The 18,058-nt window shown below is 41.4% G+C and carries 20 protein-coding genes; 6 read left to right on the forward strand and 14 right to left on the reverse strand.

The annotated features are described in order from the left end of the window. Positions 1-39 precede the first annotated feature (39 nt). Genes JWG41_RS06030 through JWG41_RS06050 form a run of 5 tightly spaced genes read left to right on the forward strand, consistent with a single transcriptional unit; the run spans position 40 to position 6,394 of the window. Positions 40-1,971, forward strand: coding sequence for a SpoIIE family protein phosphatase (locus tag JWG41_RS06030; protein WP_205269038.1), 1,932 nt, complete (start codon positions 40-42; stop codon positions 1,969-1,971). Beyond that, the gene (locus JWG41_RS06035) at positions 1,968-2,801 is read left to right on the forward strand and encodes a class I SAM-dependent methyltransferase (protein WP_205269039.1); all 834 of its coding nucleotides are present in this window, start codon (positions 1,968-1,970) and stop codon (positions 2,799-2,801) included. The genes JWG41_RS06030 and JWG41_RS06035 overlap by 4 nt, the downstream gene beginning before the upstream one ends. Positions 2,802-2,825: 24 nt before the next feature. Next, positions 2,826-3,659 carry a TrmH family RNA methyltransferase gene (locus tag JWG41_RS06040; RefSeq protein ID WP_205269040.1) on the forward strand — a complete coding sequence of 278 codons (834 nt, stop codon included), beginning with the start codon at positions 2,826-2,828 and terminating at the stop codon, positions 3,657-3,659. After that, entirely contained in the window at positions 3,656-4,723 is a 1,068-nt protein-coding gene (locus tag JWG41_RS06045) for a glycosyl transferase (protein ID WP_205269041.1), read from the forward strand. Before JWG41_RS06040 ends, JWG41_RS06045 begins: the two co-directional genes overlap by 4 nt. Further along, entirely contained in the window at positions 4,724-6,394 is a 1,671-nt protein-coding gene (locus JWG41_RS06050) for a DUF342 domain-containing protein (RefSeq protein ID WP_205269042.1), read from the forward strand. A 9-nt stretch (positions 6,395-6,403) separates the two neighbouring features. Here the strand turns inward: JWG41_RS06050 and JWG41_RS06055 are convergent, their stop codons facing one another. The 12 genes from JWG41_RS06055 to pyrB all read right to left on the reverse strand — a co-directional run bounded on the left by JWG41_RS06055 (position 6,404) and on the right by pyrB (position 15,766). Continuing rightward, on the reverse strand, positions 6,404-7,168 hold the full coding sequence (locus tag JWG41_RS06055) for an LA_1326/LA_4305 family lipoprotein (protein ID WP_205269043.1): 765 nt from the start codon (positions 7,166-7,168) through the stop codon (positions 6,404-6,406). A 5-nt stretch (positions 7,169-7,173) separates the two neighbouring features. Then, the gene (locus tag JWG41_RS06060; RefSeq protein ID WP_039937354.1) at positions 7,174-7,533 is read right to left on the reverse strand and encodes an STAS domain-containing protein; all 360 of its coding nucleotides are present in this window, start codon (positions 7,531-7,533) and stop codon (positions 7,174-7,176) included. Positions 7,534-7,587: 54 nt separating this feature from the next. Continuing rightward, positions 7,588-7,776 (reverse strand): hypothetical protein, encoded by a 189-nt coding sequence (locus tag JWG41_RS06065; RefSeq protein ID WP_205269044.1) that lies wholly within the window; start codon positions 7,774-7,776, stop codon positions 7,588-7,590. Continuing rightward, positions 7,773-8,567, reverse strand: a complete 795-nt coding sequence (locus JWG41_RS06070) for a pentapeptide repeat-containing protein (RefSeq protein WP_205269045.1) — start codon at positions 8,565-8,567, stop codon at positions 7,773-7,775. Before JWG41_RS06070 ends, JWG41_RS06065 begins: the two co-directional genes overlap by 4 nt. A 45-nt stretch (positions 8,568-8,612) precedes the next feature. Beyond that, positions 8,613-8,813, reverse strand: a complete 201-nt coding sequence (gene rpmE / locus JWG41_RS06075; protein ID WP_205269046.1) for a 50S ribosomal protein L31 — start codon at positions 8,811-8,813, stop codon at positions 8,613-8,615. An 11-nt stretch (positions 8,814-8,824) separates the two neighbouring features. Further along, positions 8,825-10,228, reverse strand: coding sequence for a transcription termination factor Rho (gene rho, locus JWG41_RS06080; protein ID WP_205269047.1), 1,404 nt, complete (start codon positions 10,226-10,228; stop codon positions 8,825-8,827). A gap of 140 nt (positions 10,229-10,368) precedes the next feature. After that, entirely contained in the window at positions 10,369-11,532 is a 1,164-nt protein-coding gene (locus JWG41_RS06085; RefSeq protein WP_205269048.1) for a helix-turn-helix domain-containing protein, read from the reverse strand. A gap of 45 nt (positions 11,533-11,577) precedes the next feature. Beyond that, complete coding sequence (locus JWG41_RS06090; protein WP_205269049.1) at positions 11,578-12,216, reverse strand: hypothetical protein; 639 nt, start codon at positions 12,214-12,216, stop codon at positions 11,578-11,580. A gap of 1 nt (position 12,217) precedes the next feature. Then, positions 12,218-13,210 (reverse strand): adhesin OmpL37 family surface protein, encoded by a 993-nt coding sequence (locus JWG41_RS06095; protein ID WP_205269050.1) that lies wholly within the window; start codon positions 13,208-13,210, stop codon positions 12,218-12,220. A 52-nt stretch (positions 13,211-13,262) separates the two neighbouring features. Then, positions 13,263-14,489, reverse strand: a complete 1,227-nt coding sequence (locus JWG41_RS06100; protein WP_205269051.1) for an LL-diaminopimelate aminotransferase — start codon at positions 14,487-14,489, stop codon at positions 13,263-13,265. Beyond that, positions 14,473-14,841, reverse strand: coding sequence for a DUF2203 domain-containing protein (locus tag JWG41_RS06105; RefSeq protein ID WP_205269052.1), 369 nt, complete (start codon positions 14,839-14,841; stop codon positions 14,473-14,475). The genes JWG41_RS06100 and JWG41_RS06105 overlap by 17 nt, the downstream gene beginning before the upstream one ends. Then, complete coding sequence (gene pyrB, locus JWG41_RS06110) at positions 14,834-15,766, reverse strand: aspartate carbamoyltransferase (protein WP_205269053.1); 933 nt, start codon at positions 15,764-15,766, stop codon at positions 14,834-14,836. The genes JWG41_RS06105 and pyrB overlap by 8 nt, the downstream gene beginning before the upstream one ends. Before the next feature lie 66 nt (positions 15,767-15,832). Between pyrB and JWG41_RS06115 the strand changes: the two genes are divergently transcribed. Then, positions 15,833-16,246, forward strand: a complete 414-nt coding sequence (locus JWG41_RS06115; RefSeq protein ID WP_002973064.1) for an acyl-CoA thioesterase — start codon at positions 15,833-15,835, stop codon at positions 16,244-16,246. Here the strand turns inward: JWG41_RS06115 and JWG41_RS06120 are convergent. Both JWG41_RS06120 and JWG41_RS06125 read right to left on the reverse strand, forming a co-directional pair. After that, positions 16,230-16,826 carry a UbiX family flavin prenyltransferase gene (locus JWG41_RS06120; protein ID WP_205269054.1) on the reverse strand — a complete coding sequence of 199 codons (597 nt, stop codon included), beginning with the start codon at positions 16,824-16,826 and terminating at the stop codon, positions 16,230-16,232. The two genes, JWG41_RS06115 and JWG41_RS06120, sit on opposite strands and share 17 nt — an antisense overlap. Next, the gene (locus JWG41_RS06125) at positions 16,823-17,734 is read right to left on the reverse strand and encodes a UbiA-like polyprenyltransferase (protein ID WP_205269055.1); all 912 of its coding nucleotides are present in this window, start codon (positions 17,732-17,734) and stop codon (positions 16,823-16,825) included. The genes JWG41_RS06120 and JWG41_RS06125 overlap by 4 nt, the downstream gene beginning before the upstream one ends. Between the last annotated feature and the right edge of the window lie 324 nt (positions 17,735-18,058).

Raw genomic sequence — 18,058 nt, forward strand, 5'->3', positions numbered from 1 at the left:
AGGACAGGGGATGAAAATCTCCTGTCCAAGACCTACCAATTGAAAAAGACATCCCCGGCCGAAACACTCCTCTTCCTTTTATTTTCGACTTTCTTTTTTACAAATCCAATTCTTTCAGAAACACCCAATGACATTGGAGAACGAATCCTCCATACAACCAAATTCACTTATTGGATCGATCCCAGCTCTTCTGTTCCCGTAGAATCTGTTTTAAAAACAGGGGATTTTAAAAAGATTAATGATGATTTTGTTAACTTTGGATTTCTAAAAGGAACTCTTTGGTTAAAACTAGATCCAAAAGATTTTCCCGATCCCGCAAAATACCCATTACTTCTCATCCAGGCACATAACATTGATTCTGTGGAATTGTTCCACAAACACGATGGAAATACATACATCGTCTCCAAATCAGGTCATATCCAACCCGTGTTTCAAAGAGAAATCCCCCACAGAAATTTTGTCTTTCGAGTTGGGCATGAAAGGGAAACCATCCTCCTGGCCATTCGCTCTGAAATCTCTCTACAGTTTGCATTTGTTTTTACAAACCAGAGAAATCTCCAACGAGAAGACTATATCTCGCAGTGGGCCTATGGACTTTTTTTTGGAAGTTTAGGAATCATCATTTTATACAATCTCGCCATTGCCTTTTTTGTAAGAGATAGAAACTATTTTTATTATATTGGATATGTTTTGTTTTTTGGTCTCGGTCAACTTTCCCTACTCGGATTCTGGGGTTATTTTTTTGTTCCTGATTCCTATTTTTGGAAACGGATAGGCATTCCTGTTTTTTTCAGTATCTGTCTTTTTTTCTTTGTTCTATTCACTTCTAACTTTTTAAAACTAAAAGCTCGGATCCCAAGAATTGCCCGGTTCTACCGATTACTCGGTTATTTCGCTCTACTGAATGCCGTAGTGGCTTTGTTTGGTGGGATCTCACAAGCTTCTATCGGAGTGAGTTCCCTTTCTGTATTGATCTGTGTCAGTTTACTTGGTGTTTTGGTTTGGGGAATTTGGAGGAGCCTACGTTCCTTTTATTATTTCGCCATTGCTTTTGTTTTATTACTACTTACATGCACTGTCTATGGATTACTGAAATTTGGAATCCTATCTTCCAATCCATTTTTAGAAGAGATGTTATTTCCCATCGCATCTCTTGCGGACATCACCTTGTTTGCTTTTGCTTTAGCGGACCGCATCCAATTGTTACGACAAGAAAAAGATATGGCTCTGGCCCAAGTCACAAGCCTTAGAAAAGAAAGAAAAATTTCCAGGGACATTCTCATGCAGTCCCTACCCAAAACCATTCCCAATGTAAAGAACTTACAAATTCAAATTTATATCCTACCCATGAAAGATGTGGGTGGTGACTTCTACGAATACTTCTCACCCAATCCTTATGAAATAGGGATTGTACTTTGTGATGTTTCGGGACATGGAATTCCCGCTTCCCTGATTTCTGCTATGGGAAAAGTTGCCTTTACCACCCAAAAAGATAATATCTCCTCTCCCAAACAAGTTTTAGAAGGCATGAACCGCGTGTTATACGGGAACTGCAATCCGCAGTATGTAACGGCTTCCTATGTTTATTTGAATACATCCACAAAGGTATGGCGATTTGGACGAGCCGGCCACCCTAGTGCTTATCTCCAAAGAGCCGGTGGAGAGATCATCAAAGTCCATCCTAAGGGCAAAATCATTGGAGTTTTTCCCGAAATCCAAATTGAAGAAACCACCTACAAAGTGGAACCTAAAGATCGAATCCTCATCCTAAGCGACGGGGTTTTGGAATGTTTTAATCCCGCAGGAGAGATGTATGGGGAATCCGGGTTATTGGAATTTTTAAATGCCAACAGGGAACTACCCAACCATCTATTCAAAGGGAAACTCATCCAGGATTTAGAGTCGTTTTCTAAAGCCGAAATAAAAGAGTGGGACGACGACCTAACGTTTATTTTTCTGGAATTGGTATGACAAAAAGTTACGAACTCTTGGATTCAGGTGATTTATCCAAATTGGAAATTGTGGGTGGTTATAAACTCCTTCGTTCTTCCCCTACTTCGGCTTACGGAAAAGCGACTCCGGAAATTTGGAACGACCTTCATGCCCAGTACATCAAAAATGATTCCGGCTCGGGGCATTGGAATTTCCAAAAGAAAGTCCCCGAAAGTTTTACTATCGAATTTTCTAACTTAACTTTCAAAGTCAAACTCACTCCCTTTGGTCATATTGGTCTTTTTCCAGAACAAGAAACCAATTGGAACCGCATCCGAGAAATTGGAAAAAAGAAACAAGGCCTCGAAGTCCTAAATCTATTTGCTTATTCAGGTGGATCTACCCTCGCTTGTTTGGATGCAGGCATGGGAGTTTGTCATGTGGATGCTTCCAAAGGTATGGTGGACTGGGCTCGTGAAAATGCAAAACTCTCAGGGCTTGATTCCAAACCAGTCCGTTGGATTGTAGATGATGTCATGAAGTTCATTCGTCGAGAAATCAAACGAGGAAAAAAATACCAAGGACTCATCCTCGACCCACCCAGTTTTGGGCGTGGATCCAAAGGTGAGGTTTGGAAAATTGAAGAAAACCTCTCCGAACTTATGGATGCCCTGATGGAACTCTCTGATTCCAAACCAGAATTTGTCATCCTCAGTTGCCATAGCCAAGGGTTTAGTCCCCTAACATTAGAAAGGATTCTTTCTTCCCGAATCAAAACCAAAGGTGTTTACCAAACATCCGAATTATTCATTCCTGAAAAATCGGGAAAAAAATATCCGGCTGGATTTTGTACTTTCTTCTCCAAATAAAAAAGTCCATTCTTTGTAAAGCCCATGCCAAACCGAAGACAATACATCACTAGTTTTTCCAACCCCAAGGTGAAGTGGGTCGCGGGACTCAAAGAAAAAAGAAACCGCGATGAAGAAAAAAAATTCTTCATCGAAGGTTATCGGGAAATCAAAAAAGCAATTTCAAGTAATCCCGAATCATCGATCCCTTGTTTACCGGTCAATATCACTAGTTTATTTATATCCCCCGAATGTTTCCTCGGCGAAAACGAAGAACAATTGATTCAGTCGGTGCATTGTCCCGTATTCGAACTTCCTCGTAAAATTTTTGAAAAAATTTCTTACAGAGATAGACCCGATGGCCTCATTGCTGTGGCTGAAACACCTGATGCTAATGTGCCGTGGGAAAAAATCAAATCAGTGGATACCAATCCAGTCCTTATCATTGAAGGTGTGGAAAAACCAGGAAACCTAGGCACCATTTTGCGAACGGCCGAAGGGGCGGGAGTGGGTCTTGTTATTGTTACAGATCCACGCATTGATCTTTTTAATCCCAATGTGGTTCGGGCAAGTACCGGCACCATATTCACTTTACCTGTTTATATTGGAGAATTAAAAGAAGTTCTTAACAAATTCCAATCCAAAGGTTACAAACGTTATGCGGTCACACCAGAAGGAAAAACACTTTATACTTCCGTGAATATGAAAGAAAAATCAGTATTCCTTTTTGGAAGTGAGCAGTACGGCCTAAGCCCCGATGCCAAATTACTTTCCGATGACACTCTCCATCTACCGATGCTTGGAGAAGCAGATTCACTCAACCTTGCCATGTCTTGTGGAATCGTTTTATACGAATCCATCCGACAAAGAAAAAAATGAAACTCTACTTCTATATTTCAGGCCACGGTTTTGGCCATATCAGTCGTTCGGGAAATATCATCAAACGATTACTTGCAGCTGAATTCATTGAAGAAATCCATTTGGTCAGCACAAGAATTTCCTTTTTAGATTTCACTCATCCCAAACTCAAAACACGAGATCTCAAATTGGATGTAGGAGTTTCGCAAAAAAACTCCCTCTCCATTGATTTACAAACTACCAAAGAAGAACTTCAGGCCTTTGAAAAAAACAAAACCAGACTCCTAAAAGAAGAGACCGAATACTGTAAAAAAAACGGAATCACACTCATCCTTACAGACAGTTCTTCTTTTCCTATCACCATTGCCTTAGAGGCAGGAATCCCCAGTGTATTTCTTGGAAACTTTACTTGGGATTTTATTTATAGAAATTATGCCAAAGACGATTCCTATTTTGGGAACTTAAGTGACCAAATCGAAGTGGAATATGGTTTTGCAACAGAAGCTTTGATCCTACCTTTTTTTTGCCCCATGCCTGCTTTCTTAGAATCAACTAACATCGGTCTTGTGGGAAGAAAACCAACCCTCTCCAAATTACAAGCCAGACAAAAATTTGGATTTAGAGATGATACCACGTATATTCTTTTGTCCTTTGGAGCTTATGGCCTAGAAGGAACCAAACTACAAACAGGAAACCTTCCTAAATCCATCCAGTTAGTGGCTTATGGAGTTCCGGGAATCCAAACAGATGGAATCCTTGTCCCCGAAGTATCACATTACCCAGATCTGGTGGCGGCGGCCGATTATGTTTGTACAAAACCGGGATACGGAATCCTTGCAGAATGTTACTACGCTAAAACTCCGATTCTTTACACAGATCGTGGTGATTTCGCGGAATATATACATTTAGTCAATGCAATGGACCTTCACTTCCGCTCGGCATATATTGACCTTCCCCGAATAATTTCTTGTCAATTTGAGGAAGTGCTGACTCTAATTAATACGATCGATGGAATGACTCCCAAGTTAGAACTAAAGACGGATGGAGAAGAAGACGTCGTATCTCACTTATTAGAATACAATTAAATGCCAGGCCCAGACTCCTATACAGATAGAATCCTCCAAGATTTAGAAGCGACCGAAAACGGATATTTCCAAATCGAAAACTCCGCCGGCAAAGCCGTATTAAAAATCACAAAACCGGGACCCAAAGGAAAGAAGGTCGATTATAAAGACGTACTGGCTCGGGTACAACTCTTTGGAGTGGAAGGATACAACCAGGAACAAATCAAAAAGGCAGTAGCCCTCGCAGAAAACAGACCTGTGGAAATTGGAACTTGGTCCAAAGGGGATCCTGTCAGTTCCTATGCAGACATTACGATCTCTGAAGATCATATGGAAGCCAAAATGATCCTACATCCACCAAAACATGGTGGCGCCCTTCTCACCGAATACCAGTTACGCGAACAAATTGCTTCCGTTGGAATTTCTGTTGGTATCATTGATCTCGTCATTCAAAAACAAATCAAAAACCCCGATTTTTTTATTCCTTATATCATTGCAAAAGGATATCCTCCGATTCCTGGAAAAGATGGAGAAATCAAAATCCACTTTCGATCCGACAACAAACCTCAGTTAGAAGAAGATGAACACGGACGAATCGACTACAAAAATATTGCTGTCATCCAATCAGTAAAACCCGGTGACCTAATTGCCGAACGAATCCTACCGAAAAAAGGGGAATTTGGAAAAACCGTGAATGGATCCATCCTCCCTTACCAAGAAGAAAAATCAGTAGAGTGGAATCTAGGACCCAATGTGGAAATTAAAGAGGACAAACTGTACGCTAAAATTGCTGGCCGACCCGTTCTAACCGCTTCTTGGGAAATCAAGGTGGATGAAGTGATCCAACTGGAAGCTGTTGATTATTCCACAGGAAATATTGATTTCCCGGGAACCATCATTGTAGAGGAAAAAATTGGGGACGGGTTTTCCTTAACCACAAGCGGAAGTATCATCATTCGTAATTCAGTGGGAAAAGCCTTTCTCAAAGCCAAAGGTGATATTGTTCTCTCTGGTGGATTTATGGGAAGAGGTGAAGGATACATCGAATCGGAAGGAAATATCTACGCCAAATTTGTAGAACAAGGAAAACTCACGGCCCAAGGAAGTATCTTCGTTGAGGAAGCAGTAATGCATTCCGAAATTTCGGCCAAGGATTTCATTCGCGTCCTCGGAGGGAGAGGAGAGGTCATCGGGGGAACGGTCATTGCCGGAAACTCACTTACCTGTTCCAAACTCGGAGCTGTTGTGGAAACAAAAACCAAAGTTGCGATTGGAACCCCGCCCGAGTTACTCGATGAACTCAACCGGATGAAAAAAGACATTGCAGATAAAGAAATCACACTTCACAAAGTCCAACTAGCTCTCACAAAACTTGTAGAAAAAAGCCAAAAAAAAGAACTGACTTTGGAAGAAAAAGAAACCATCACCAAACTAAAAGATGCGAACGAAAAGTTTACCAAGGTTTTGGAAATGGAATCCAAACAGTTTGAAACTGCACTCGGTTCTTATGAACCGAGTCCCGATGCCTTTGTGGATGTGGAAAGAGAAGTATTTCCGGGAGTGGATCTTAGTTTTGGAGCGGGAAAAAACTACCGATTGGGAATCAATTCCCTAGTAGGGAAAACACATTTTTACTTAGGAACCGACGGAAGCATCCAAACAGAAAGAATGGTGATCCGAAAAGAGGACTAAACCAAGAATTTATTCTTCGTTTACTATCCCCTCTTCTTCATCTCGAGAGATTTTTTTCCCTGGGTTTAGATCCGCATCCACTGAGTTTGTTACCTCAGGGATCGTAGTTTTCTTTCTTTTTTCAAATTTCAATTTAGCCAAATCAGTTTTATCAAAAACTAACCAATGTTTATTGCGAAATCCGGAAACTTTTTTAAAGGAAAAACCTGGACCTTGTAAAATGTATGTGGACTGAGGGAAATGTTCGAAAGGGATGTCAGGGATATTCGACCAGTCGTAGTAATTCCCTTGTTCATCATAAGTGACTTCTTTTTGGAGTTCCCCAAATAAGATTTCAATCGAAGTTTCGGAAGACCAAATATAAAATCCCGTTCTTGCATAATGCGAAACTACAGAACGAACCGGGTTGTATTTAGAGATAACAAGCAGTAGTTGGTCTGGTTTTAACTTTTGCAAACCATCCACAAGGTCTAAAGCAAATTCTTTGATTTCTTTTTCTTCGAATATATATCTGTTTACATCGCCGTAAGAACTTTCTTCACGAAATCGAATGTTCCCCAGTAAATCCAAAACTTTATCTTCTGTGATTTCCACAGGGTGAGCAAAAGTTTTGGAAACCGAAGATTCTGACTTTAGATTGATTTTGTCTCTGCTGACTGTATAGATCGCAAACTCATTGCTACGAAAAAGAAGAGAGCGACTCTTTACACCTGACGCACAGGAATTCAAAGTGATGGATAGAATCAAAAGAGAAAAAATTCGATAGAGTTTCATTACGCTTATACCTCAAGAGTTTTTTGAAACTCTGGAAATTTAGAAAGGTATTCATCCAAAGTCAAAATGGATAGAATGTGGTTGAGTCCGGAAAGACGGAACACGGAATTTAGGTTTTTGTTTAGGTTGGTGACAAAGATTTCTACACCACGATTGTGGAGGGCAGATGAAGCCTTAATGACAGCTCCAATCCCACTCGAGTCCAAAAACTTTACAGAATGGAAATCCATTGTCAATTTTCCAAAATTCTGACTTTCTATTGCCTTCTCAAATTCTTGGTAAAACTCTCTTGAGTTTTCCATCAGGACATCCCTTTGGATCGATAGAAGCAGGTGATTTTCCTGACGGTGGCTTAGAATCAACATAGTTGGATTAACAATACGTTACGATTCTCTGGATTTGTGTCAAGAAAATCGGATTTAGGAAAGCGGGGCCAAATCCGTTAGATCCATCTCTAAATCGTGCGGATATCCTTCTTTATCATTATAAACAACAATGGCCTTCTCCGATTGGATTTCTTTGATTTCCACTGTGGATCCGGTAAAAATAAATATGCCTTTGTTTAGGAATGTTGGTTTTGTGAGTTTTGCCTTATCGCCTGGCTTCATTCCCCATCCTCTTTTTTCAAATAGAGGTCTTTGCCTGCCTTTTTCATGACATCAAAGATGTACATTTGGCTATGATCCACTCGTGTTCCAATATCATAGATAGCGTCAGTAAAATCAGCACCTTCAATTTTAGCAGAAGCAAGTTTGGCAAACCGAAGATCTGCCCCACGAAAGTTAGCATTTCTTAGGTCGGCACCGTTAAAAAAAGAAGCCTTTAGGTTGGCACCTTGGAAGTTAGCTCCCACAAAACTAGAGTTTTGTAAGAAGGCATTGTGCAGGTCAGCACCGCTGAAATCCACTCCATCCATTTTTTCTTTCTCCAACATAACACTGGATAACTTAGCTTCCCGAAGGTGGCCTTGGTTGTGGAGAAGTTCCATGGTTTGGGATTTTGTAATTCGGTTTTCTTTGGGAACACCTTGTCCCGATTCATAATCTTCTACAGCTTTTTTGAGAGCAGCCACAGCAGATTCAGGATAGTTTTTTCTTCTTTCAGGAAACTCAAAGAGAGTTTCTAAAGTTTCAGGTGTGAGGTTCTTTAGTTCTAAAAGGGATTTGCCTTTTGCGTATTCGGTTGCCATGGCAAGAGCCACAATTCCGAACCCGCAGCCAGTTGTAGTGTAACTTGCGTCTTCCACAACCAAACTATCGTTTAATTTCAAGTAAATACGGTACCCGTCCCCGCAACCTGTGTTGCGGTAGTAGGAGACGACGGTGGCGTCGTCCATCTCACGGTAATTCATCCTTTGGTCGTTGATTTCTTTGTAGCGAGCAAAGTCCATTACTGCCATGAGTGTTCCCCCTGTTTATTATTAGACGGGCGCGAGCAGGTGCTCTTACTTCATTTTGTATTTTTTCTTGAATTTGTCTACGCGGCCTGTTGTATCCAAAAGTTTGGATTTTCCAGTAAAGAATGGGTGGCAGTTGGAACAAATTTCCACACTGATATCCCCGGCAGTGGATCTAGTTTCGATCACAGTACCACAAGCGCATTTGATTTTTGCAGAAACGTATTTTGGATGTATGTCAGTTTTCATGGTGGTCCCTTCTAGTTAGTATTCATGCTGGCGAGGAATTGGTCGTTGGTCTTCGCGCCGCGCATTTTTTCAATCAATAGTTCCATACTTTCGGTGATACTCATGGGAGAAAGTACTTTTCGGAGGATAAAGACACGAGTCAGGGTATCCTGCGGAAGTAGGAGTTCCTCTTTTCTCGTTCCCGAGCGGTTGATGTCAATGGCAGGGAAAATTCGTTTGTCAGCGAGTTTTCGGTCTAGATGGATTTCCATATTTCCCGTTCCCTTAAATTCCTCAAAAATCACCTCGTCCATTCGGGAACCAGTGTCAATGAGAGCCGTAGCGATGATGGTGAGTGACCCACCCTCTTCGATATTTCTTGCTGCTCCAAAGAAACGTTTTGGTTTATGAAGAGCGTTGGAATCCACACCACCAGAAAGGATTTTTCCGGACGTTGGAACCACTTGGTTGTAAGCACGAGCAAGTCTTGTGATGGAATCAAGTAGGATGACCACATCTTTTCCATGTTCCACAAGTCGTTTTGCTTTTTCGATGACCATCTCAGCTACTTGGACGTGGCGTTGTGCTGGTTCATCAAAAGTCGAACTCACCACTTCACCCTTAACATGGCGAGCCATGTCGGTAACTTCTTCCGGACGTTCATCGATGAGAAGTACGATGAGAAAGATTTCTGGGTGGTTTCTTGTAATCGCATTGGCAATGGATTGCATAAGGACCGTTTTACCCGTTCTAGGTGGCGCTACAATCAGAGCCCTTTGTCCTTTTCCAATCGGACACATAAGATCAATCACTCGAGTGTCCAAATGGCTTGGATCAAACTCCATATTGATTCTTTCGTCTGGATAAAGAGGAGTTAAGTTATCAAATAAATTTCTTTTTTGAGCCACTTCCACCGGGAATCCGTTGATGGATTCCACTCGAAGCATAGCAAAGAATCTTTCTGCTTCTTTCGGTGGTCGGATAAGACCAGTAACCGTATCTCCTGTGCGAAGACCAAATAGTTTGATTTGTGAAGGAGATACATAAATATCATCTGGACCTGGCACATAATTGTAGTCAGGTGATCTTAAGAAGCCATAACCATCAGGAAGTCTTTCCATCACGCCCGCAGCATGCACTTGACCGTCTTTTTCGGTTTGTGCTTGGAGAAGAGCAAACATCAAATTTTGTTTCTTCAGTCCATGAGTGTTTTCCACTCCCAAACCTTTCGCAAGGTCAGCAAGTTCATTGATGTTTTTTTTCTTGAGTTCTACTAAATCAAGAGGAGGAGGAATGGGACCTTCGTATCGGCCTTTTTTCTTCTTAAATTGTTTTGGTGGTTCGGAACCATCTTCTTGGTCCATGATGCCATTGGTATATTCTGTTGGTTCTTCGGGAGGATTAACTTGAATTTCGTCTTGTTTGCGTGATGCCATAGATTGTTCTACATTGATTGTTAGAGTATTTGATTAAATTTGGGAAACCATTTGTGCAAGTTAAGTATGCAAGGGAAACAGCGAAGTGCGGAGGTGTTTTCTCAAACGGTAAGGAAAAAATCGTTTTTCCTTCATTTTCGTCAACGTCTTTTTTTTGCCTTTTTTCTCGCCTGGGTTTGGTTTTTGCTCTGTTTCTTTGCCGGACCTTGCGGTTTCAAAGGTTTTACCGGTTTCTTAAGGGTTTTGGCCTTTTTAAAAGGAATCGGCTTGGTTTTGTCCGTTGCCTTTTTTGGTTTTGGTTCCGGTTTTTCCGAACGTTTTCTTGGGATCACGGTTTTCACTTTGTTTTCACTACGAAACCGTTCGGAGAGTTTTAAAAATCGAATTCTGTTTTGTAAGGTAGTTCTCGGAACCCCAAGTTCAGTGGCCGTATGGGAAATATTGTTCGAATTTCTTCCGAGCGACTGATGGATGTAATGCGCTTCCATTTCTTCCAAAACCGATTCCAAAGGAAGTTTGGAACGAAACGCATCCCCTAAATTTGGAAATTCCAAATCGCCATTTCCTGAAGGATGGGCAAAGGAGGAAGGCGAAAAGTGATATAAAAATCCAAATACCTTTTTCTCTTTTTTTAGAGTGATGATCCTAAGTGTTACCTTAAGTTCCGTTAAATTTGTATATAAAACATTTGTATCAGCATCCTTACCCAAACTCATGTCATGGTCTTTTAAGTAAGTTGCGAGAACTTCTCTATTAAGATTGTGAAGGTATTTTTCTGCTAGCTGGAGTGAGTCGCGAAACAATGGCTTTGTGAGGATATGATTCTCGAAGGTTTCGTTATAAAAAACTGTGGAACCGGTAACATCCGTTGCAATGAGCCCATCTGGGAAATGGGAAAGGATAAGTTCCATAAACCATTGGACAGAGTCCGCGTTTTCTTTTTTCTTTTCGAGTTTGGATTCGATTTCTTCCAATTTGGGATCACGAATCAATGAAGAGTCTAATTTGGTAAAGGCGGCAAGGAACCTAGGTTTGTCCCAATTGTCTTTTTTTTCTCCATCCAGGCCAATGACCGGGATCTGAGTGGATTCTTTAAAATACAAAAGTAAGTTTTCGTGAAGTTCTGTTTCGAGGATGTCTAAAGGAATTTGATCGAGGTCTTCCCTTTCCCTTCCTAAATCGGACAACTCTCGGTGTACACGATCTTTGGAAAGTAGACCTAACAACTCCCCCGCTTCCGAAATGACGGGAAGGTGGGTGGCTCTTGTCAGCAGAAAATGACGATAGAGTGATTCGAACTTCACTAAGCAGTCATTCTTTGGAATTTGTTATCAGTGAAAATCGAAATTTTAGTTTTCTTGAATCGTGTTTTGCTTTTGTTTATGAAGGCCCATCCAAATTGGTTGAACCCAAACAGAATCAGCGGTTTGGTAATCTTCGGGGATCTCTACTTTTTGGGATCGTAAAGACATAAGACTGTAAACTAGCGAACGTTTGTATGTGTGGAGTGAAAGTTGGTAGTTCCCGGATAAAAAATACTCTTTTGCATGGTCTTTTTCGGTTTTTGCCATCACAAGGTAACGTTGGATTTTTTCTTTTGTATCCCATTCCAATTGTTTGGCACCGGATTTATCTTCTCCCTCAAGCAAAATCCATTGTCCCATGGCTTTTTGGTAGAGCGTCGTTGCCGATTCTTCCATGGGAAAACAGAGTTTTCGTTGTGTGGCATGGATGTCTCCCTCTGCAATGGAAAGAGTTTTTTCAATTTCCACTCGGTTGCCACCGCGGTAAGTTTCTTCCACTTGTGTGCGCATCGTCTCAATTGAAGTTTTGCCAATCTCTGGTTCCAACTTCAATTGTTCTTTGATGTCAAGAACCAGTGTTATTTTTCCATCTAGTTGTTTTTTGCGTTCCCTGTAAGACATTGTAGTTTTAGCCACAAGTGTGAGAGCAAAAACAAAAATAATAACACTGGTCACCCACTTCATATTATTTTTTCTTTTCTTCTGGGTAGATGGCTTTTCCGTTTTCATCAAACTTAGGAGTGGGAGGAACTGACTCACGTCTTGCACCTTCCGTCTCTTTGATTTGACCATTGGCTTCTAATAACAAATCCAGTTTTTTAGAAGTAATGAATCCATAATTGTCATCATGTTGTTCCATTAGATCCAATGGCTTTGCATCAGGATTACCGGGAGGAACCACGGTTCTTTCCATTCTTTTGTTTTCCACAAAGTTGATGAGAGTATCTCTCACCTTCTCGTAGTTCCGTTGTTTTTCTTCGTTACGAGCATCTTTTAAATCTTCATTGGAACGGTATTGGTATTCCGGTTTGTCTTCGTCCGGTGTTTTGCTGTAAATCATCGCAAGGATAGCAAAACGTTTGGCACGGCGCAAAGTGAGAATCCCCTCTTTATAAAGAGTGAGTTTGTAACGGTATTGGTGAGGGCTTGAGTTAAGACCTGTTGTATAAAGATCTTCAGAAGAACGTAAGTCGCGGAAACCTAAACGTAACAATGCTTTGGCGTTATTGTCATTGGAACGAATGATGGTAGGAGCTGCGGCTTCGAGAAGTGCTCTTGCATCTTCAATGTATTTTTGAAGGACGATTTCAAAGATAGCTTTTAGTTCCCCTTGGGCTTGGCGGAGTTGGCGAAATCCATACACATAGTTACTTTGTAAGTACCACATGTTCCCACTAAAGTCAGATTGGTTGGCTGCTTTCAAAAGTTTGAAATAATCAAAGTCCAAATTCTTTTTAGAAGGATCTGCAGCCGGAGTTTCTGCACCTGGCTGGCCTGTGCTTTGTGCCTCTTCTTGGGAAGGAGCCAAATTGCTGAGAGCCACATTGATAAAATTTAAGTTTTCTTTGTTTTCAAAGATCAAAATCCCCAGATTCGTTTGTTCTGGAGATACTGCACTGATATGTGAGATATGACCCACAACCATTGCAAAAAAGAGGATGAATTTCCATTTTCCCATAGCTCTACCTTGTTTTATATATCGGAGCTACAGGAAAAACCAGGACTAAATTTTACATTTTTTGGATTCGTTCTAGTGCAGAAATGACGTCTTCTCGCTTTCCGAAGGCAGAAAGTCGAAAATATCCCTCTCCCGCGGGTCCAAATCCGGATCCAGGGGTTCCGACCACTTGGGCTTTGTTCAGAAGTTCGTCAAAAAATTCCCAAGATTTGAGACCCTTCGGAGTCTTTAACCAAATGTAAGGAGCGTTCGTTCCGCCAAATATCGTGTATCCTGCCTTTGCGAGTCCTTCTCGGATGAGTTTGGCATTCTGCATATAATAGGAAATTTGTTCTTTGATTTCGACTTGGCCTTGGGTCGAAAAAATCGCCTCTGCACCTTTTTGTGTTACGTACGACACTCCATTGAACTTGGTGGTGTGACGACGATTCCAAAGGGAATTGAAACTAATCTCTTCCCCGGCTTTTGTTTTTCCTTTTAAGTCTTTTGGGATCACAAGATAAGCGCAGCGTGTTCCCGTAAATCCGGCAGTTTTAGAGAAGGATCTAAATTCCATAGCCACTTCTTTAGCACCTGGGATTTCATAAATAGATTTTGGGATTTCTGGATCTTGGATGAAAGATTCATAAGCCGAATCATAAAGGATGATACTGCCAATTTTTTTAGCAAAGTTTACCCATTCCGTTAAACGAGCCTTAGTTGCCACCATCCCCGTTGGGTTGTTTGGATAACAAAGGTAAATGATGTCTGGTTTTTCTTTCGGAAAATCCGGTTCAAAATTATTTTCTTCTGTGGCAGGCATATAAATGATATTTGCATATCGTCCATCAGACCCGACTTCGCCTGTGCGACCCGCCATTACGTTTGTATCCACATAAACCGGATACACAGGATCCACTACAGCAATTTTGCTATCTAAAGAAAAGATCTCTTGGATGTTTCCACAGTCACATTTAGAACCGTCGGAAACAAAGACTTCATCTTCTGCAATTTGAACTCCACGTGCGGTGTAGTCGTGAGCAATGATCTTTTGAATCAGAAAAGAATACCCTTGTTCTGGACCATATCCATGGAAACCTTGGGAACTTCCCATTTCTTTGGCGGCATCGACCATAGCATTCACAATGGTAGGTGCCAAAGGAAGAGTGACATCGCCAATTCCAAGACGGATGATTTTAGCACTTTGGTTGGCATCGGAATAAACTTTTACCCTTCTTCCAATTTCAGGAAACAAATATCCTGCTTTCAATTTTAAATAGTTTTCATTTATCTGAGTCATCTTCTTCTTTATTTTCCTCTATGAGTTTTCTCGATCTAAATCCTTCATGATAACCGTGTTCGTATAACACATCTTCTTCGCCCCAAGTCCAACAGTAGAACCCGCTGCCATGATCAAAGTCAACCAGCCACAAACCTTTGACATCGATCTTCATTGCCAAAATTTCATTGGTCCAATGTTTTACAATCTCACCAATTTCTTCTTCTTTGGCTTCTAGAACATTTTCTGGGAGAAGTTTGTTCCGAACATCATCTGCAAGAACACTGGCTCTTAAATAGTATTCCCTAGTGATGTCTCGCACAAGTGGAAGGACTTCTCTTGCTTCCGCTAATGTCCAAATCTTTTTAGTCAAAATCCACTCCGAGACTAAGACAAAGTAATGCCATTCGAACCACCACACCATACTTCGCCTGACGGAAGTAAGCTGCATTCGGAAGATCATCTACATCTGTGGAGAGTTCATTCACACGAGGGAGTGGATGGAGGATGGTTGTGTCTTTTTTGGAAGCAAGAACCAGTTCTTTATTCACTTTATAAATATCTTTTAGTTTTTCGTATTCTCTGTGATCCGGGAATCTTTCTTCTTGGATCCTTGTGACGTAGGCTACATCGGCATCCCAAAACGCTTTGATGTCAGTGGTTTCTTCCCAAGTCATTGGATACCCTTCCAAATTCTTTTTGTATTTTTCAGGAAGTCTCAGTTCTTCTGGACTGATGAGATACAAATGAACCGGGTAATGTCGGAGAAGATTGATGAGAGAATGGATGGTCCTTCCGTATTTCAAATCTCCAATGAAGGCGATGTTCAAACCATCGATCTTTCCTTTTTCAGAAACAATCGTATATAAATCGAGAAGGGCTTGGGTGGGGTGTTGGCCGGCACCATCTCCTGCATTGATGACAGGAATGTTCACAGCCCCTGCCGCAATCCGAGAAGATCCTTCCACAGGATGGCGGATGACAGCGATGTCCACATAGGCTTCGATCATCTTCATGGTGTCATAAAGAGTTTCTCCCTTGGAGATGGAAGAAAACTGAAACCCCACGGTTGAGATGAGCCTTCCCCCAAGTCTTTCCATGGCCGCTTCAAAGGAGAGTCTGGTCCGGGTGCTTGCTTCAAAAAACAGGGAGGCAAGGAGTTTTCCATTCAGAATTCCGAATGCCTTCCCTGATTCATGCAAGTGATTCATTTTTTGCGTTTTTTCAATGAGGAAGTTCAAGTCCTCTTTGGAAAATTGGAGGGTGTCTAGAATGTTTTTGTGAGAATAAGAGTGCATATGTCGGAAATCTTTTCTCTAGGGTTTTTGGTATCGAATAAATCGAAAACATATTTTTTGGTATTTATGGTCGACACGATTCAGAACAAACTCCGCGATATGGAACTGGTCACCCAACACCTGGTCCAACCTGACGATTTGAACTACCATAACAATCTTTTTGGGGGAAAAATGCTCTCCTGGATCGATGAGGGGATGGCAATGTATGTGATGAATAAAATTCGTTATACCAATATTGTCACGATGAGTATGGACAATGTGGTATTTCGCTCGCCTGCGAGAGCCGGAGACATCATCCAAATTTATGGAAAAATCGTAAAATACGGAAAATCTTCGGTCACATCCCGGACTTTGGCCATTACCAACAATCCACAAACAGGGAAAATGTCGGCCGTGATCGAAAGTGACATCACCTATGTCTGTTTAGGTGAGAATGGAAAACCAACCGCTTACTTTCGAAACTTTACCCCAACCACTTAGGATAGAGAGTTTGATCAATTCCTAGCAAATTGAATATCCTTCCCGCAATAAAATCTCCTAGGTCGTCCAAAGTTTTTGGAATTTGGTAGAACCCGGGAGAGGCCGGAAGGATGATGGCCCCCGCTTCATCTAATGCTAAAAGATTTTTCAGGTGTATGCGGTTGTAAGGAGTTTCTCTCGGAACCACAATGAGCCGCCTTCTTTCTTTCAAGGAAACATCTGCGGCTCTTTCGATTAAATTTTCCGTAAGGCCTTGCGACATCGAAGCCACAGTCTTCATACTACAAGGAACTACCACCATCGCATCCCAACGATTCGATCCACTGGCAATATCAGATCCTATATCAAAAAAATTACGAACATGGAATTTATGTTTGGGTTTTGTTTTCCACTTGGTTTCTATAAAAGATAAGATGTCTTCTGCCGACTCGACTTTCGTTTCATACTCTTCGGAAAAAATACGTAAAGCTGCGGGACTTGCTGTAATATAAGTTTCGCCTTCTATCTCGGACAAAGCGCGCAGGAACCGAGCCGCATAAATACTGCCACTGGCTCCCGCAAGGCCCACAACGAGTTTCATCGGAAACTAATTCCAGAAGAGACTTTTAATAAAAATTCGTTCCATTTATCAAAAAGAATCGCAAGAAACAAAACCACACTGATCCAAGAATTGATTTGGTAAAAAACCTTCGGTAGGTCTTTGGATTTGTATTGGTAAGAAATTTTGTGTTCATACAAAACCAAAATTCCAATCACAGAAAGGATGAGAAAATACATCACCCCAAGGCCAGCACTGATTCCGGCAAAAACAAAAAATACTAAGGAAAGAAGATGAAGGACAAGAGCAATGACCCGAGACTTGGTTTCCCCGAGTTTGGAAGGAATGCTATGTAATTTTTCTTTGGCATCAAAGTCCATATCTTGGATGGCATATAACACATCGAAGGCGGCAATATGAAATAAGAGTCCGGAAGAAAATAATACAGGAACCAAATTCACAGTTTCTGTGATGGCAATCCAAGCACCGAGAGGTGCCAAAGAAATTGCAAATCCCAAAACCAAATGGCAAAAAAGAGTAAAACGTTTGGTGAGCGAATACAGAAATAAAACAAAAAGAGCCGGAAAAGAAAGTAAGAAGGCCAGTTTGTTTACGAAGAAACTCGCAAAGATAAAAATAAAAGAAGAAAGTCCGATAAAAAGCAGGGCCGATAGTTTGGAGATTTTTCCCGAGGGGATTTCTCTATTTTGGGTGCGTGGGTTCTTTTCATCGATTTCGGAATCCACATATCGATTGAAACCCATGGCGGCACTGCGAGCGCTCACCATACAAACAAGGACTAGGGCCCCGATCCGCAGCAAATCCCCTGTATCCAAGGTGGATTCTAGATAGGCCAGGATGAAACTAATCCCTGCAAAAGGGAGAGCAAGGAGTGTGTGGGAAAATTTTACCATTTTAGCGTAGAGGAATAGGTTTTTAAAGAAGTTCATGGCATCCTTTCTGCCCTTAGATTAGACAGTCGGAAGGTTTTTTGGTTCATTCTGATTCGATTTCTTCCGTTCTTAGAACCAAGGTCTTAATTTATGAATATCCGTCTTTCTTTTCTTGGGAGAAACCTGCTTCTCTGTATTACATTCGGGATTTTTCTCACCACTAACACCAGAAGTGCTCACCCGAGCCTGGAAGACCGACCCCTTCGTATCTTTTTCCATTGTGGCAAAGAACTATTCACACGAATGGACGAGGACGGCCGGGGGGGACTCAGTGCCCTCCTTGGATTCGTAGAACGAGAAAAGATGGATTTGGATTTAAAA

The organism is Leptospira chreensis, assembly GCF_016919165.1.
GTDB lineage: Bacteria > Spirochaetota > Leptospiria > Leptospirales > Leptospiraceae > Leptospira_A > Leptospira_A chreensis.

What these genes read in the sequence shown, in the direction of transcription:
- JWG41_RS06035 (WP_205269039.1), top strand. Translation starts at nt 1,968, where the DNA reads ATGACAAAAAGTTACGAACTCTTGGATTCAGGTGATTTATCCAAATTG.
- JWG41_RS06055 (WP_205269043.1), bottom strand. Translation starts at nt 7,168, where the DNA reads ATGAAACTCTATCGAATTTTTTCTCTTTTGATTCTATCCATCACTTTG.
- JWG41_RS06040 (WP_205269040.1), top strand. Translation starts at nt 2,826, where the DNA reads ATGCCAAACCGAAGACAATACATCACTAGTTTTTCCAACCCCAAGGTG.
- JWG41_RS06125 (WP_205269055.1), bottom strand. Translation starts at nt 17,734, where the DNA reads ATGAACTTCTTTAAAAACCTATTCCTCTACGCTAAAATGGTAAAATTT.
- JWG41_RS06120 (WP_205269054.1), bottom strand. Translation starts at nt 16,826, where the DNA reads ATGAAACTCGTTGTGGGCCTTGCGGGAGCCAGTGGCAGTATTTATGCG.
- JWG41_RS06050 (WP_205269042.1), top strand. Translation starts at nt 4,724, where the DNA reads ATGCCAGGCCCAGACTCCTATACAGATAGAATCCTCCAAGATTTAGAA.
- JWG41_RS06065 (WP_205269044.1), bottom strand. Translation starts at nt 7,776, where the DNA reads ATGAAGCCAGGCGATAAGGCAAAACTCACAAAACCAACATTCCTAAAC.
- rpmE (WP_205269046.1), bottom strand. Translation starts at nt 8,813, where the DNA reads ATGAAAACTGACATACATCCAAAATACGTTTCTGCAAAAATCAAATGC.
- JWG41_RS06090 (WP_205269049.1), bottom strand. Translation starts at nt 12,216, where the DNA reads ATGAAGTGGGTGACCAGTGTTATTATTTTTGTTTTTGCTCTCACACTT.
- JWG41_RS06115 (WP_002973064.1), top strand. Translation starts at nt 15,833, where the DNA reads ATGGTCGACACGATTCAGAACAAACTCCGCGATATGGAACTGGTCACC.
- JWG41_RS06045 (WP_205269041.1), top strand. Translation starts at nt 3,656, where the DNA reads ATGAAACTCTACTTCTATATTTCAGGCCACGGTTTTGGCCATATCAGT.
- JWG41_RS06070 (WP_205269045.1), bottom strand. Translation starts at nt 8,567, where the DNA reads ATGGCAGTAATGGACTTTGCTCGCTACAAAGAAATCAACGACCAAAGG.
- JWG41_RS06100 (WP_205269051.1), bottom strand. Translation starts at nt 14,489, where the DNA reads ATGACTCAGATAAATGAAAACTATTTAAAATTGAAAGCAGGATATTTG.
- JWG41_RS06095 (WP_205269050.1), bottom strand. Translation starts at nt 13,210, where the DNA reads ATGGGAAAATGGAAATTCATCCTCTTTTTTGCAATGGTTGTGGGTCAT.
- pyrB (WP_205269053.1), bottom strand. Translation starts at nt 15,766, where the DNA reads ATGCACTCTTATTCTCACAAAAACATTCTAGACACCCTCCAATTTTCC.
- JWG41_RS06060 (WP_039937354.1), bottom strand. Translation starts at nt 7,533, where the DNA reads ATGTTGATTCTAAGCCACCGTCAGGAAAATCACCTGCTTCTATCGATC.
- rho (WP_205269047.1), bottom strand. Translation starts at nt 10,228, where the DNA reads ATGGCATCACGCAAACAAGACGAAATTCAAGTTAATCCTCCCGAAGAA.